Annotated in this window: 15 protein-coding genes; 10 read left to right on the forward strand and 5 right to left on the reverse strand. The window is 68.9% G+C overall.

From position 1 onward, the window contains the following. Nucleotides 1-7: 7 nt before the first annotated feature. The gene (rpoE, locus tag M8R19_RS08640) at nucleotides 8-595 is read right to left on the reverse strand and encodes an RNA polymerase sigma factor RpoE/AlgU (protein ID WP_009616435.1); all 588 of its coding nucleotides are present in this window, start codon (nucleotides 593-595) and stop codon (nucleotides 8-10) included. Nucleotides 596-989: 394 nt separating this feature from the next. Between rpoE and nadB the strand changes: the two genes are divergently transcribed. The 5 genes from nadB (at nucleotide 990) to pdxA (ending at nucleotide 6,934) form a co-directional block, all read left to right on the forward strand. Next, on the forward strand, nucleotides 990-2,594 hold the full coding sequence (nadB, locus tag M8R19_RS08645) for an L-aspartate oxidase (RefSeq protein ID WP_249917578.1): 1,605 nt from the start codon (nucleotides 990-992) through the stop codon (nucleotides 2,592-2,594). 73 nt (nucleotides 2,595-2,667) lie between these two features. Next, the gene (locus M8R19_RS08650; RefSeq protein WP_249917579.1) at nucleotides 2,668-3,450 is read left to right on the forward strand and encodes a DeoR/GlpR family DNA-binding transcription regulator; all 783 of its coding nucleotides are present in this window, start codon (nucleotides 2,668-2,670) and stop codon (nucleotides 3,448-3,450) included. 215 nt (nucleotides 3,451-3,665) lie between these two features. Beyond that, nucleotides 3,666-4,670, forward strand: a complete 1,005-nt coding sequence (locus M8R19_RS08655; RefSeq protein WP_249917580.1) for a 2-keto-3-deoxygluconate permease — start codon at nucleotides 3,666-3,668, stop codon at nucleotides 4,668-4,670. Then, a complete protein-coding gene (locus tag M8R19_RS08660; RefSeq protein ID WP_249917581.1) occupies nucleotides 4,667-5,914 on the forward strand; it encodes a four-carbon acid sugar kinase family protein in 1,248 nt (415 codons plus the stop codon). Before M8R19_RS08655 ends, M8R19_RS08660 begins: the two co-directional genes overlap by 4 nt. A gap of 18 nt (nucleotides 5,915-5,932) precedes the next feature. Beyond that, a complete protein-coding gene (gene pdxA, locus M8R19_RS08665) occupies nucleotides 5,933-6,934 on the forward strand; it encodes a 4-hydroxythreonine-4-phosphate dehydrogenase PdxA (protein ID WP_074978851.1) in 1,002 nt (333 codons plus the stop codon). Between the two features lie 2 nt (nucleotides 6,935-6,936). On the opposite strand, the gene M8R19_RS08670 is transcribed toward pdxA, so the two are convergent. Both M8R19_RS08670 and M8R19_RS08675 read right to left on the reverse strand, forming a co-directional pair. Next, entirely contained in the window at nucleotides 6,937-7,389 is a 453-nt protein-coding gene (locus tag M8R19_RS08670) for a protein YgfX (RefSeq protein ID WP_043314936.1), read from the reverse strand. Further along, a complete protein-coding gene (locus M8R19_RS08675; RefSeq protein WP_249917582.1) occupies nucleotides 7,373-7,627 on the reverse strand; it encodes an FAD assembly factor SdhE in 255 nt (84 codons plus the stop codon). The genes M8R19_RS08670 and M8R19_RS08675 overlap by 17 nt, the downstream gene beginning before the upstream one ends. 162 nt (nucleotides 7,628-7,789) lie before the next feature. Here M8R19_RS08675 and ygfZ point away from each other — a divergent pair, with 162 nt between their 5' ends. Both ygfZ and M8R19_RS08685 read left to right on the forward strand, forming a co-directional pair. After that, nucleotides 7,790-8,734: a CAF17-like 4Fe-4S cluster assembly/insertion protein YgfZ gene (gene ygfZ, locus M8R19_RS08680; RefSeq protein WP_249917583.1), complete on the forward strand. Its 945-nt coding sequence runs from the start codon at nucleotides 7,790-7,792 to the stop codon at nucleotides 8,732-8,734. A gap of 48 nt (nucleotides 8,735-8,782) precedes the next feature. Continuing rightward, nucleotides 8,783-9,619, forward strand: coding sequence for an HDOD domain-containing protein (locus tag M8R19_RS08685; protein ID WP_074978867.1), 837 nt, complete (start codon nucleotides 8,783-8,785; stop codon nucleotides 9,617-9,619). A gap of 216 nt (nucleotides 9,620-9,835) precedes the next feature. On the opposite strand, the gene tctE is transcribed toward M8R19_RS08685, so the two are convergent. Both tctE and tctD read right to left on the reverse strand, forming a co-directional pair. Next, complete coding sequence (gene tctE / locus M8R19_RS08690) at nucleotides 9,836-11,224, reverse strand: two-component system sensor histidine kinase TctE (RefSeq protein ID WP_116423181.1); 1,389 nt, start codon at nucleotides 11,222-11,224, stop codon at nucleotides 9,836-9,838. 19 nt (nucleotides 11,225-11,243) lie between these two features. Beyond that, nucleotides 11,244-11,915 (reverse strand): two-component system response regulator TctD, encoded by a 672-nt coding sequence (tctD, locus tag M8R19_RS08695; protein ID WP_074978874.1) that lies wholly within the window; start codon nucleotides 11,913-11,915, stop codon nucleotides 11,244-11,246. A 185-nt stretch (nucleotides 11,916-12,100) separates the two neighbouring features. Between tctD and M8R19_RS08700 the strand changes: the two genes are divergently transcribed. Genes M8R19_RS08700 through M8R19_RS08710 form a run of 3 tightly spaced genes read left to right on the forward strand, consistent with a single transcriptional unit; the run spans nucleotide 12,101 to nucleotide 14,887 of the window. Beyond that, nucleotides 12,101-13,393: an OprD family porin gene (locus M8R19_RS08700; protein WP_249917584.1), complete on the forward strand. Its 1,293-nt coding sequence runs from the start codon at nucleotides 12,101-12,103 to the stop codon at nucleotides 13,391-13,393. A gap of 22 nt (nucleotides 13,394-13,415) precedes the next feature. Next, nucleotides 13,416-14,399 (forward strand): Bug family tripartite tricarboxylate transporter substrate binding protein, encoded by a 984-nt coding sequence (locus tag M8R19_RS08705; protein WP_281688225.1) that lies wholly within the window; start codon nucleotides 13,416-13,418, stop codon nucleotides 14,397-14,399. Nucleotides 14,400-14,416: 17 nt separating this feature from the next. Beyond that, nucleotides 14,417-14,887, forward strand: a complete 471-nt coding sequence (locus M8R19_RS08710) for a tripartite tricarboxylate transporter TctB family protein (protein WP_009616391.1) — start codon at nucleotides 14,417-14,419, stop codon at nucleotides 14,885-14,887. Nucleotides 14,888-14,889: the final 2 nt, after the last annotated feature.

The following is a 14,889-nucleotide window of genomic DNA, read 5'->3' on the forward strand; positions in this document are numbered from 1 at the left end:
GCCGTATTCAGGGCTGTTCATCATGCAGCAACGGCTGCAAGGCTTTGTCTATCGCTTCCCGCGCACGGAAGATCCGTGAGCGGACCGTACCCACCGGGCATTGCATCACGGTGGCGATATCCTCGTAGCTCAATCCCTCGAATTCGCGCAGGGTCAATGCCGTGCGCAGGTCCTCTGGCAGTTGCTGGATGGTGCGATGGACCGTTTCCTCGATCTCGTCCCGCAACATTGCCCGTTCCGGTGATTCGATGTCCTTCAGGGCGTGGTCGCCATCGAAGAACTCCGCATCCTCGGCTGTCACATCGCTGTCCGGAGGCCGCCGACCGCGCGCCACCAGGTGGTTCTTCGCGGTATTGATGGCGATCCGGTACAACCAGGTATAAAAGGCACTGTCACCGCGGAAGTTGCCCAAGGCGCGATACGCCTTGATGAAAGCCTCCTGCGCAACGTCCTGGGCTTCCTGGGCGTCGTGCACGAACCGCACGATCAACCCGAGGATCTTGTGCTGGTACTTCAGCACCAGCAGATCGAAAGCCCGTTTGTCTCCGCGCTGTACCCGTTCAACCAGTTGCTGATCCTGTTCCTGGGTTAGCATGCATGCTCCTCAACAAGCCCGGAGGAGCTGCGAGCACCCAGCAGAATCGCTCTGCCAAGATAGACTCGGATGTCTTGCAAAAGTTCTCCCCTCCAAGCGTACGCCGCACAGTTTTTTTGTCGCTTCACCGCGACCCGGCCGGACCCATTGTCCAAGCCTTTGAAAATCCACTGCAATCGGCGAACAACCACAGCCTTCTCGCTCTTCGGGAACCCCGCCGCAAGAAGGTTTCGGACATTCACCGTTAGAACCGGAAAGACTGAAATAGTTCCGCCTGCCGCCCCTGGCGCATGAACGCCGGGGCTTGCGCCAGAAATACGGCGGCAGGCACAGGGCCGCTATTGTGCCGATCCCCCCTTCTATATACTAGGCCGCCACCAATCGGAATCCGGGCATGAGCGAGCACTTTCATCACGACGTCCTTGTGATCGGCAGCGGGGCCGCGGGCCTCAGCCTGGCCCTGACATTGCCGCAGCACCTGCGCATCGCCGTGCTGAGCAAGGGGGAACTGTCCCAGGGCTCGACCTTCTGGGCCCAGGGCGGGGTCGCCGCGGTGCTGGACGACACCGACACCGTCGAGTCCCACGTGCAGGACACCCTGGACGCCGGCGCAGGCCTGTGCCGGGAAGACGCCGTGCGCTTCACCGTCGAGCACAGCCGCGAGGCCATCCAGTGGCTGATCGACCAGGGCGTGCCCTTCACCCGCGACAGCGAGGCGGGCCGCGAGGACCGCGGCTTCGAATTCCACCTCACCCGCGAGGGCGGGCACAGCCACCGGCGCATCATCCACGCCGCCGACGCCACCGGCGCGGCCATCTTCAACACCCTGCTGGAACAGGCCCGGCAGCGCCCGAACATCGAGCTGCTGGCGCAGCGCGTGGCAGTCGACCTGATCACCGAACGCAAGCTCGGCCTGCCCGGCCAGCGCTGCCTCGGCGCCTACGTGCTGAACCGCGACAGCGGCGAGGTGGACACCTTCTCCGCGCGCTTCACCGTGCTCGCCTGCGGCGGCGCCAGCAAGGTCTACCTCTATACCAGCAACCCGGACGGCAACTCCGGCGACGGCATCGCCATGGCCTGGCGCGCCGGCTGCCGCGTCGGCAACCTGGAATTCAACCAGTTCCACCCCACCTGCCTGTACCACCCGCAGGCCAAGAGCTTCCTCATCACCGAGGCGCTGCGCGGCGAAGGCGCCTACCTGCGCCTGCCCAACGGCGAGCGTTTCATGAAGCGCTTCGACCCGCGCGCCGAACTGGCCCCGCGGGACATAGTCGCGCGCGCCATCGACCACGAGATGAAGCGCCTGGGCGTGGACTGCGTGTACCTGGACATCAGCCACAAGCCGGCCGAGTTCATCAAGGAACACTTCCCCACGGTGTACGAACGCTGCCTGACCTTCGGCATCGACATCACCCGCGAGCCCATCCCGGTGGTGCCGGCCGCCCACTACACCTGCGGCGGCGTGCTGGTGGACGAGCACGGCCACACCGACGTGCCGCACCTCTACGCCATCGGCGAAACCAGCTTCACCGGCCTGCACGGGGCCAATCGCATGGCCAGCAACTCGCTGCTGGAGTGCTTCGTCTACGCCCGCTCCGCCGCCGCCGACATCCAGGCGCGCCTGGAAAGCACCCCGGCCACCCCGGCCCTGCCGAGCTGGGACGCAAGCCAGGTCACCGACTCGGACGAAGACGTGATCATCGCGCACAACTGGGACGAACTGCGGCGCTTCATGTGGGACTACGTCGGCATCGTGCGCACCACCAAGCGCCTGCAGCGCGCCCAGCACCGCGTGCAGATGCTGCTCAGCGAGATCGACGAGTTCTACAGCAACTACAAGGTCAGCCGCGACCTGATCGAATTGCGCAACCTCGCCGTGGTCGCCGACCTGATCATCCGCTCGGCCATGCAGCGCCACGAAAGCCGCGGCCTGCACTACACCCTGGACTACCCGGGGCTGCTGCCCGAGGCGCGCGACACCATCCTCAGCCCCCGCTAGCCCGCCCCGCCCGCCACCGCGGGCGGCCTGCGCAACGGCCAACCGGCAGCCCCGACAGCAAAGCGAGACCGCCATGAAACCGACCGACCGCCAGCGCGCCATCCTCGACCTCGTTCGCCACCGCGACACCAGCGTGGAAGAACTGGGCGCCGCCCTGGGCGTTTCGGAGGCCACCGTGCGCCGCGACCTCAGCCTGCTGGCCCAACAGCGGCGGCTGGTGCGGACCCACGGCGGCGCCACCGCGCTGATCGGCACCCACGAGCCGGAAGCCAGCCTGGAGCAGCGCAACGCCAGCCATCGAGAGGAAAAGATGGCCATCGCCCGGGCCGCGGCCGCGCACATCCGCGAGGGCGACAGCATCTTCCTCGACAGCGGCACCACCTGCGCGGCGCTGGCAGCGCATCTGCGCGCATTGCAGAACGTGCACGTCATCACCAACAACCTGCTGGCGCTCACCGCGCTGGCCAATGCCCCCGGCGTGCGGATCACCCTGATCGGCGGCGACCTGCGCAGCACCGGCATGAGCACCTTCGGCCCGCTGGCGGAACTGTCGCTGAGCCGGCTGAGCTTCGACCGCGCCTTCCTCGGTGCCGACGGCGTCGTCGCCGGGCTCGGCCTCTGCGAAGCCAGCGCCCAGCAGGCCTACCTCAAGGAATGCGTGATCAGGCGGGCGGCCGAGGTGTACATACTGGCCGACGCCGAGAAGCTGGGCCGCGCGCGCCAGCAGCACTGGACGCCGCTGGAGCGGGAATGGCGCCTGATCACCTCGACGCCGGACGAGAGGACGCTCGAACCCTTCCGCCAGTTGCCCATGGCCACCGTCGAACTGGCGCCGACCAGTTCCTCCGCCCGCTGAAGCGGGCCCCCTTCCCTCGCTCCGCCCAGCCTCCAGCCGCCTCCCTCCGCAGCCTGCCGGCCGTCCCTTCTTGATCGAAATGCGCAAAACCATGATTGACTTGCGCAGAACATGTCCTTTAAATCGCATCCTGATGATCGAATCAATCAAATACATGAGCGATTCGATCAAATCCCCCTACAACAAGTCGAACAAGAACGAACAGGTACCTGCCCATGATCCAGATCCCGATCAAGCGCACGATCGAGCGTATTCCCGGCGGCATGATGATCGTCCCGCTGCTGCTCGGTTCGCTGGTGGCCACCTTCGCGCCGGACACGCCGAAATTCTTCGGCTCCTTCACCAACGCCCTGTTCACCGGCGCGCTGCCCATACTCGCGGTGTTCTACGTCTGCATGGGCGCGAGCATCAACGTCCGCACCACGCCCTACCTGCTGAAGAAAGGCGGCGCGCTGTTCGCGACCAAGGTCGGCACGGCGATGCTCCTCGGCATCCTGCTCGGCCAGTTCCTGGGGGAACAACCCATCTCGGCCGGCTTCTTCGCCGGCCTGTCCACACTGGCCGTGGTGGCGGCGATGAACGACACCAACGGCGGCCTGTACATGGCGCTGATGGGCCAGTACGGCCGCCCCGAGGACGTCGGCGCCTATTCGGTGATGTCCTTGGAGTCCGGCCCCTTCCTGACCATGCTCACCCTGGGCGTCGCCGGGCTCTCGGCGTTCCCCTGGCCGACCTTGCTGGGGGCGATACTGCCGCTGCTGCTGGGCATCCTCATCGGCAACCTCGACCGTGAAATGCGCGAATTCCTCGGCAAGGCGGTGCCGGTGCTGATCCCCTTCTTCGCCCTCGCCCTGGGCGCCAGCCTGGACCTGCACAAGGTCTGGCAGGCCGGCGTGCTCGGCCTTCTGATGGGCGTGGCGGTGGTGGTGCTGACCGGCATCCCGCTGTACTTCGCCGACCGCCTGACCGGTGGCACTGGCGTCGCCGGCGCCGCGGCGGCCACCACGGCGGGCAATGCCGCGGCCGTGCCGGCCCTGGTCGCCGCCGCCAACCCGGTCTACGCCCCGGCCGCCGCCAGCGCCACCATGCTCGTCGCCTCCTGCGTGGTGGTCACCGCCATCCTCACGCCCGTACTGGTCTCCACCCTGGCCAAGCGCGTCAGGCAGCGGGCCGAAAGCGCCGAGCAGCGCACCTCGATGGCGCCGGAGTCGCCCCGATGAACATGCTGATCATCGCCGACGACCTGTCCGGCGCGGCGGACTGCGCCGTGGGCTTCGCCAGCCGCGGCTGGCGAAGCCTGGTGATGCTCGACGCCCGGCCGACGCAGGCGCAGGTCGAGGTCATCGCCGTGGATACCGACAGCCGCCGCCTGGACGCCACACAGGCCGCGCAGCGCAGCGTCGCAGCCTTCCATGCCCTGGCCAGGCCGGGCCAGCGGCTGTACAAGAAGATCGACTCGACCCTGCGCGGCAACTGGGCCGCGGAAGTCGCCGCGCTGCATCCCCTGGCGGGCCTGGCGCTGGTCGCCCCCGCCTTTCCGGAAATGGGCCGCACGGTGCGCGACGGTCAGGTGCTGGTGCACGGCGCGCCGCTGGAAAGCACCGACACCTGGCGCCTGGAACATGCCGATGCGCCGGCCGACATGGCCAGGATGCTCGGCGCCGCCGGGCTGCGCGTCGAACACTGCGCTCTGGAACAACTGCGCCGGTCGGCGGGGCAAGTGGCCCGGATCATCCAGTCGGCCATGGAGCGCGGCGTCCAGGCCCTGATCTTCGACGCCGAGACGGCCGAGGACCTGCGCCTGCTGGCCCGGGAAACAGCGCAGCCGGAACTCCGGGCGTTCTGGGTCGGCTCCGGGGGCCTGGCAAGGCAGATAACCGAAACGCCTGCGCCCTCCTCTTCGCAGGCAATCCCCGCCGAGGCCGGGCTTCCCCCATCGCAACTGGCGACCGTAGTGCTGGCCGGCAGCCTTTCCGCCGTCGCCGACCGGCAATGCGAGGAACTGCAACGGCGCAGCGACATCCTCCAGCTCAGCCTGCCGCCGGCCGTGCTGCGCCAGGGCTGCGAGCATGCCGACTGGCCGGACTGGCAAGCGCAGGTGGGCGCGCTGCTCGAACAAGGCCGCGACCTGCTGCTGCGCATCGGCCGCGACGAACGCCCCGATCCCGCCGAAGGCGCCCTGCTTTCGGCCAACCTCGCCGCCCTGCTCAAGCCGCATTTCCATCAGGTCGGCGGCCTGGTCGCCACCGGTGGCGAAACCGCGCGGGCAATGCTCGGCGCGGTCGGCATCGACGGCCTGCAGCTGGTCGGCGAGATCGAGGCCGGCAGCGTCCTCAGCCATCCCCTGGCCCCGGCGGGCGGCCACCGGCCCGGCATCGTCACCAAGGCCGGCGCCTTCGGCAGCCCCGAAGCCCTCTATCGCGCGTGGCGCCACCTGCGCGACGCGCAACAGTCCCCCTCCTGAATTCAGAGTGTCCCAGCAATGAACGACTATCTTCCCGTAATCGGCATCACCATGGGCGACGCGGCCGGCGTCGGACCGGAGATCATCGTCAAGAGCCTGGCCAGCGCCGGGCTCCACCGATTCTGCCGCCCCCTGGTGATCGGCGATGCGCAGCGCCTGGAGAAGGCCGACCGGCTGCTCGGCGGGCTGGCCCGGGTACGGCGCATCGAGGATGCCGACGACGCCCGCTTCGAGCCGGGCGTGATCGACTGTATCGACCTCGGGCTCATCCCCGACGACCTGCCCTTCGGCGTGCTCTCCCCCGTGGCGGGTGATGCGGCCTACCAGTACATCGCCCGCGCGGTGGACCTGGCCAAGGCCGGGAAGATCGACGCCATCTGCACCGCCCCGCTGAACAAGGAGGCCCTGCACGCCGGCGGCCACAAGTTTCCCGGCCACACCGAGCTGCTCGCCCACCTGACCAATGTCGACGAAGTGTCCATGATGCTGGTGGCCCCCAAGCTGCGCGTCATCCACGTCACCACCCACATCGGCATCATCGACGCCATACGCCGCATCGAGCCCGGCCTGGTGCAACGCACCATCGAGCGCGGCCACGAGACCCTGGTGCGCTCCGGCATCCCGCAGCCGCGCATCGGCGTCTGCGGCATCAACCCGCACGCCGGGGAAAACGGCCTGTTCGGCTACGGCGAAGAGGAAGAGAAGATCATCCCCGCCGTCAGCCTGCTGCAGGCGCGGGGCCTGGACGTCACCGGCCCGCTGCCGGCCGACACCCTGTTCTACCGAGCCGGCCGCGGCGACTTCGACCTGGTGGTGGCCATGTACCACGACCAGGGCCACGGCCCGGTGAAGGTCCTCGGGCTGGAAGCCGGGGTGAACGTCACGGTCGGCCTGGATGTGGTGCGCACCTCGGTGGACCACGGGACCGCCTTCGACATCGCCGGCAAGGGCATCGCCGACGAACGCAGCCTGCTGGAAGCGCTACGTCAGGGCGCGGAACTGGCGAACAGGCCGCGCTGAAGCTACTGCGGCGCCACCCAGCGGCCCCGGCTGAAGCGCAGCCTTACGCGCAGACGGCGGTGGGCCTGCGCCGCCAGGCTGTCGGCCGGCAGGCACAGGCCGCGGCTCAGGCGCTGGCCCGGCAGGCGGAAGCGCAGCACGATCAGCGCCGGCAGCGCGAGGCTGTCGGCGCGTAGTTGCACCGCCTGCCAACCGTCGGCCGGGCTCCACAGCTGCCAGCCATCGGCGTCGTGGCGCAGAGCGCGGTAGGCGTGGCGGCTGCGCAGCAGGACCTGGCGCGGCAGCACCCACAGGGCATGGATCAGGCAGAGCAGCAGGCCGGCGGCCTGCCAGAAGGCGGGAATGGCGGCCAGATACAGCGCCGCCACGGCGAGCGCCAGGCTCGCCAGGTAGGCCGCCAGCAGCCGCTCGGACGGCCGCCAGTGGCACTCGAAGGGCTCACTTCGGTTGGACACGGTCCAGGATCATGCGCACGATGTGGCGCAGGTCGGCGTCTTCCGGCTCGCCGCGCTGCATGAACCAGCCGAACATGTCCTGGTCCTCGCATTCCAGCAGCATGCGGAAGCGCGCCTGGTTCTCGGCGTCCAGGCCCGGGTAGACCTCCTCCACGAAGGGCACCAGCAGCACGTCCAGCTCCAGCATGCCGCGGCGGCTGTGCCAGAAGAGTCGTTTCAGTTCGGTTTCGTCGGTCATCTGCGGGTCCTCGGCGCTACATCGGAAACCCCACGGTGCGGCGCCTGCCGGATTCCGTGAAGCGAGCGGCATTATACGCATGCCCTCGCCCGGCGGCACCCGCTGACAAGCGCAGGCCCCGGCTCTATGATGAGAAGCCTAACTTTCTTCCAGCGACCCGCAATGGCCGATTCCGCGTTCTACACCGCCCTGACCCACGAAGGAGTCCTCGCCGTCCGTGGCGTGGACGCCGCCAAGTTCCTGCAGGGCCAGCTGACCTGCAACCTCAATTACCTCGACGCCACGACTTCCAGCCTGGGCGGCCGCTGCACGCCCAAGGGGCGCATGACCTCCAGCTTCCGCATCGTCGCCGAGGGCGACGGCCACCTGCTGGCGCTGGCCGCCGAGCTGCTGGAAGGTCAACTGGCCGACCTGAAGAAGTACGCCGTGTTCTCCAAGGCCAGCCTGAGCGACGACAGCGCCGCCTGGCTCCGCTTCGGCCTGAGCGGCGGCGACGCCGTGCTCGCCGGCCTCGGCCTGGAACTGCCCGCCGAAGCCGACCGCGTGGCGCGCAACGGTGATTTGCTGGCCATCAACCTGGGCCATGGCCGCGCCGAACTCTGGGTGCCGGCGGCCCGCGCCGGCGAAGTGCGCGAGGCGCTCGACGCCGGCCTGGACGAAGGCACCCTCAACGACTGGCTGCTGGGCCAGGTGCGCGCCGGCGTCGGCCAGGTCTTCGGCGCCACCCGCGAGCTGTTCATCCCGCAGATGATCAATCTGCAGGCGGTCGGCGGCGTGAGCTTCAAGAAAGGCTGCTACACCGGCCAGGAAATCGTCGCGCGCATGCAGTACCTCGGCCGCCTCAAGCGCCGCCTGCACCGCCTGGCGCTGGACGCCGCCGAGCTGCCCGAGCCGGGCGCCGCGCTGTTCTCGCCGGTGCACGGCAGCAGCGTCGGCGAAGTGGTGCTGGCCGCCCGCGCCGCCGAAGGCATCGAGCTGCTGGCGGTGCTGCAGGACGACGCCGTGGCCGACGGCCGCGTGCGCCTCGGCCAGGCCGAGGACGGCCCGGCCCTGTGCCTGCTGACGCTGCCCTACGTTCTCGACAGCGACCGCGAAATCCAGCGCTGACCGAATCGCCTGCCGGGTGGGGAGCCCGGCGTCCCTCAAGGAAACGCCATGAGCAAGCTTGCCGAAAAAGTACAACAGGAACTGCTGCGGGCCATCGACAACGACGAACTGGTGCTGCCCACCCTGCCCGAGGTGGCGCTGCGGGTCCGCGAGGCGGCGGAGGACCCGGACGTCAGCATCCATGACCTGGCCCGGGTGATCGGCAACGACGCCGCGCTCACCGCGCGCATCATCAAGGTGGTGAACAGCCCGCTGCTGCGCACCAACAAGGAAATCACCGACCTGCAGATGGCCATCGGCCGCCTGGGCATCAACTACACCAGCAACCTGGCCACGGGCCTGGCCATGGAGCAGATGTTCCAGGCCACCTCCGACGTGGTCGACCGCAAGATGCGCGAGGTGTGGAACAAGAGCGTCGAGGTCGCCGGCATCTGCCACGCGCTGTGCCGCCACTACACCCGGCTGATGCCCGACCAGGCGACCCTCGCCGGCCTGGTGCACCAGATCGGCGTGCTGCCGATCCTCACCTACGCCGAGGAGAACAGCGAACTGCTGGCCGACTCCATCAGCCTCAACCACGTGATCGAGCGCATCCACCCGATCATCGGCGACCGCATCCTCAAGGCCTGGGAATTCCCCGCGCCCATCGCCGAAGTGCCCGGCCACTACCTGGACTTCACCCGCGACTCCGCCAAGGCCGACTACGTGGACATCGTCCAGGTCGCCACCCTGCAGAGCTACCTGGGCAGCCAGCATCCCTTCACCGAGCTGGACTGGAGCGGCATCCCGTCCTTCGCCAAGCTGGGCATCGACCCGCAGGCCAACCTCAACGAGGACGAGGACCTGTCGGCCGCCATGGAGGCGGCGATGGGGATGTTGCAGTAGGTCACCGGTCCGGCGTTGGCGCAGGGCTCTTCGTAGGAGCGAGCTTGCTCGCGAATAGCGCTTGCCGGCGGGCTTCGGTGTCTGGATTAACTCCGCGCCCTCTCCCCAGCCCTCTCCCTTCAGGGAGAGGGCTGGGGAGAGGGCGCTCTTCGGAGCTACACCAAACCTTTCCGGTAGAACACCCTTCGCGAGCAAGCTCGCTCCTACGAAAATCGCCTAGCCGCCCCTCGCCTCTTCCACCAGAAAACTCACCCGCACCAACAACCCACCCAACTCGCCATGGGCCAGCTCGATGCGCGCCCGGTGCGCCGCGCAGATCTCCCCAACGATCGCCAACCCCAGCCCGGTGCCCTCCTGGCGCTTGCGGTAGAAGCGGCCGAAGACCTTGTCGCGCTCCTCCGCCGGGATGCCCGGGCCGTCGTCCTCGATCTCCAGCACGGCCGGCGGCTCGACGCGGATCACTACATTGCCGGCGGCATGGGCCAGGGCGTTGCCCACCAGGTTGTCGAGCAGTTCGTGGAGCAGCGTCGGGTCGCCCTTGATCCACACCGGCCGCTCGGCCTCCAGGGCCAGGGCCACGCCGCGCGCGTGGGCCAATGGCGCCAGCACCATGCCCTGCTCGCGGGCCAGGGCGCCCAGCTCGATGGCCTCGCCGCCGCCCTCGGCGATGGCCCGGGCGCCGCTTTCCACCCGCGCCAGGGACAGCAGCTGGTTGGCCAGCCCGGTGACGCGGTCGGTGTACTGCACCGCTTCTTCCAGCGTCTCGCGCCAGCGTTGCGGCTCCTGCTCGCGCAGGCCCAGCTCCAGCCGCGCCTTGAGCGCCGCCAGCGGCGTGCGCAGTTCGTGGGAGGCTTCGGCGATGAACTGCGACTGGCGCTCGAACAGGCTGCGCAGGCGCACGGTGAAATGGTTCAGCGCCGCCACCAACGGGCGCAGTTCGCGCTGCACCGCCACCGGCGGCAGGGGCCGCAGGTCGTCCGCCTGGCGCTCCTCCACCGCCGCGCGCAGGCGGTCGAGCGGGCGCAGGCCGGCGCTCACCGCGTACCAGACCATGACCAGCGCGGCCAACGCCGACAGCGCCAGGTTGAGCAGGGTGTCGGTGAGCAGCTCGCGGGCCAGGCGCTCGCGCGCGCCTAGTGTCTCGGCCACGCGGATTTCGGCCATGCCGTTGACCGTCGGCTGGCTGACCGGCTGCAGCAGGCTGACCACGCGCACGCCCTGGCCCTGGTATTCGCTGTCGTAGAAGCGCGCCAGCGCCGGGTAGTCGTCGGTGCGCAGAGTTCCAGGCGGCGGCGGCGGCAGGTTCTCGTAGCCGGAGATGGACTGCCCGCGGGTGTCGATCACCTGGTAGAAGATGCGCCCGGCGCTGTCGTAGGCGAAGCTGTCCAGGGCCACGTAGGGCACGTTGGCGCGCAAACTGCCGTCGCTGTCGTAAAGGCCGTCGGCGATGTCCCGCGCCGAGGCCAGCAGGGTGCGGTCGTAGGCGATGTCCGAGGCATGGCGGGCACGCTGGTAGGTGGCCAGGCTGCCCAGCAGGAGCAGCACCAGCAGCAATCCGCCCAGGCGCCACAGCAGGCGCCAGCGCAGGCTGCCGGAACCAGGCAGGGCCAGGCGCCGGAGCACCTCAGGCATCCACGGCCTCGAGCAGGTAGCCCAGGCCGCGGAAGGTGACGATGCGCACCGCGTCGCCCTCCAGCTTCTTGCGCAGGCGGTGCACGTAGATTTCGATGGCATCGGCGCTGGCGTCCTGGTCCAGGCCGAACACCTGGGCGGCCAGTTGCTCCTTGCTCAGCACCCGTCCGGGGCGGGCGATCAGCGCTTCCAGCACGGCCTGCTCGCGGGAGGTCAGGGTCAGCGCCTCGCCGGCCAGGGTGAAGCGCCGCGCGCCCAGGTCGTAGACCAGCTCGCCGCAGCGCTGCTGCTGTTCGCCGCCGAGCACGCTGCGCCGCAGCAGGGCCTTCACCCGCGCTTCCAGCTCGCTCAGTTCGAAGGGCTTGGCCAGGTAATCGTCGGCGCCGAGGTTGAGGCCATGGACGCGGTCCTTGACCTCGCCGCGGGCGGTCAGCATCAGCACCGGCAGGGTCTTGCCGCGGCCGCGCAGGCGCGCCAGCACCTCGAAGCCGTCCAGGCGCGGCAGGCCGACGTCGAGAATGGCCAGGGCGTATTCCTCGCTGGCCAGGGCCAGGTCGGCGGCCACCCCGTCGCGCAGCAGGTCCACCGTCCAGCCCGCGCCCTTGAGCGCCTGCTGCACGCTGTCGCCCAGTTGCGGATGGTCTTCGACCAGAAGGATGCGCACGGCGGTATTCCTCGCTCGGATGTGGACAGGTGCACGCAGTTTACCCGCCCACGGGCGCCTGTGAACGGCTGAAAGCCTGGTGAAAGGCAGCGGCGCTAGGATCGCCCGTCAGACGACGAAGATCGTCCCCAAATCGGCTGGCGGCGTGGCGCCATCCACACAAGAACAAGAAATGGAGTCCACCGATGCTGACTGTCCAGCACCCGGCCCGTGGGGCCAATCCCGTCCTGTTCCGTGTTTTTCCCGCCGGTTTCGGCGCGGCCCTGGCCCTTGGCGGCCTGGCCGGGGAAGCCGACGCCTCCGGCTTCATCGAAGACAGCAGCCTGAAGCTGCAGACGCAGAACATCTACTTCAACCGCGACTTCCGCGACGGCGCCGGCCAGTCCAAGCGCGAGGAGTGGGCGCAAGGTTTCATCCTCGACTTCCAGTCCGGCTACACCGACGGCACCGTCGGCGTCGGCCTGGATGCCCTGGGCATGCTCGGCCTGAAGCTCGACTCCAGCCCCGACCGCACCGGCAGCGGCCTGCTGCCCACCCACGACGACGGCCGCGCCGCGGACGAGTACAGCAAGCTCGGGCTGACCGCCAAGTTCAAGGTCTCGCAGACCGAACTCAAGCTCGGCAGCCTGATCCCCGACCTGCCCACCCTGCAGCCCAACGACAGCCGCCTGTTCCCGCAGATATTCGAGGGCGGCCTGCTGGAGTCCCGCGACCTGCCCGGCCTGACCTTCACCGGCGGGCGCCTGGAAAAGGCCATCGACCGCGACTCCACCGACGCCCAGGACCTGGCGCTGAACAACAAGAACAAGCGCTTCACCGGCAGCGTCGCCGGCGAGCACTACGACCTGGCCGGCGGCGACTACAAGTTCGACGACCACTTCACCGGCCGCTACCACTACGCCGAGCTGGACGAGGTGTACCGCCAGCACTTCATCGGCCTGCTCAGCCGCCACAAGCTGGGCGACGGCAAGCTGACCACCGACTGGCGCCTGGCGATCAGCGACGACGACGGCGCCGCCCGCGGCGGCAGGATCGACAACCGCGCCTTCAACGCCATGCTCGGCTACGCCATCGGCGCCAACAAGTTCAGCGTTGGCTGGCAGCAGATGGACGGCGACAGCGCCTTCCCCTACATCGACGGCAGCAACCCCTACCTGGTGAACTTCGTCCAGGTCGGCGACTTCGCCGAGACCAAGGAACGCTCCTGGCAGCTGCGCCACGACTTCGACTTCGCCGTGTTCGGCCTGCCCGGCCTGACCCTGATGAACCGCTACCTCAAGGGCGACAACGCCGAGATCAACGGGCGCACCGGCGAAGGCCGCGAGTGGGAACGCAACACCGACCTCAAGTACGTGGTGCAGAGCGGCCCGCTGAAGGACTTCGGCGTGCGCCTGCGCAACGCCACCTACCGTTCCAACTTCGCCCGCAACGCCGACGAAACCCGCGTCTACCTCACCTATTCCCTGGCGATCTGGTAAACAACAACAAGAAGAGGCCCCGATAATGACCAAGCTCCGCACCCTCCCCCTGCTCCTCGCCGCCGGCGCTCTGTTCACCGCCGCCGTCGCCCACGCCGAGCCCAAGCGCCCGGAATGCATCGCCCCGGCCGCCCCCGGCGGCGGCTTCGACCTGACCTGCAAGCTGGCGCAGAGCGCCCTGCTGGACGAGAAGCTGCTGTCCAGCCCGATGCGCGTCACCTACATGCCCGGCGGCGTCGGCGCGGTGGCCTACAACGCCGTGGTCGCCCAGCGCCCGGCCGACGGCAACAGCATCACCGCCTTCTCCAGCGGTTCGCTGCTGAACCTGGCCCAGGGCAAGTTCGGCCGCTACGACGAGAACGCGGTGAAGTGGCTGGCGGCCATCGGCACCAGCTACGGCGCCATCGCCGTGCGCGACGACTCGCCCTACAAGAACCTCGCCGACCTGGTGGCCGCGCTCAAGGCAGACCCGGGCAAGGTGGTGATCGGCTCCGGCGGCACCGTCGGCAGCCAGGACTGGATGCAGACCGCGCTGATCGCCAAGGCCGCCGGCATCGATCCGAAGCGGCTGCGCTACGTCGCCCTGGAAGGCGGCGGCGAGATCGCCACGGCGCTGCTCGGCGGGCACATCCAGGTGGGCAGCACCGACATCTCCGACTCCATGCCGCACATCCGCGCCGGCAAGATGCGCCTGCTCGCGGTGTTCTCCGAGGAGCGCCTGCAGGACGAGGGCATGGCCGACATCCCCACCGCCAGGGAGCAGGGTTTCGACATCGTCTGGCCGGTGGTGCGCGGCTTCTACGTCGGGCCCAAGGTCAGCGACGAGGACTACCAGTTCTGGAAGGCCTCGTTCGACAAGCTGCTGGCCTCGGAGGACTTCGCCAAGCTGCGCGACCAGCGCGAGCTGTTCCCCTTCGCCATGACCGGGCCCGAGCTGGACAGCTACGTCAAGCAGCAGGTCGCCCGCTACCGCCAGATGGCCCATGACTTCGGCCTGATCCAGTAAGCCGCGAGGTTCCCGACATGCACGCCCCCCACTCGCTGCCGCAGCGGCTGTTCGCCGGTGCCTGGCTGCTGGCCTGCCTCGGCCTGGCCGCCGTGGCCTGGAACTACCAGGCGCCCTTCTCCTACGAACCGGTGGGCCCGCGCGCCTACCCGCTGCTGTGCCTGGCGCTGATGGCGATCGGCCTGGCCTGGCTGATCCTGCGGCCCACGCCGGTGCGCCACGACGACGAGCAGCCGCTGGAAGGCGCGCTGCTGCGCAAGGTGGTGGCGTGCATCGGCCTGCTGCTGGTCTACGCCGGGCTCTTCGAGCCGCTGGGCTTCATCCTCGCCAGCGCCCTGGTGGGCAGCTTCATCGCCCTGCTCTACGGCGGCAAGCCGGCCGTCAGCGTGCTCACCTGCACGCTGCTGAGCATCGGCCTGTACCTGCTCTTCGACCGCACCCTGGACGTCCCGCTGCCGCGGGGCGTGCTCGACTTCCTGCCCTTCTGAGG

The organism is Pseudomonas sp. R3.Fl, assembly GCF_023516765.1.
Lineage (GTDB): Bacteria > Pseudomonadota > Gammaproteobacteria > Pseudomonadales > Pseudomonadaceae > Pseudomonas > Pseudomonas citronellolis.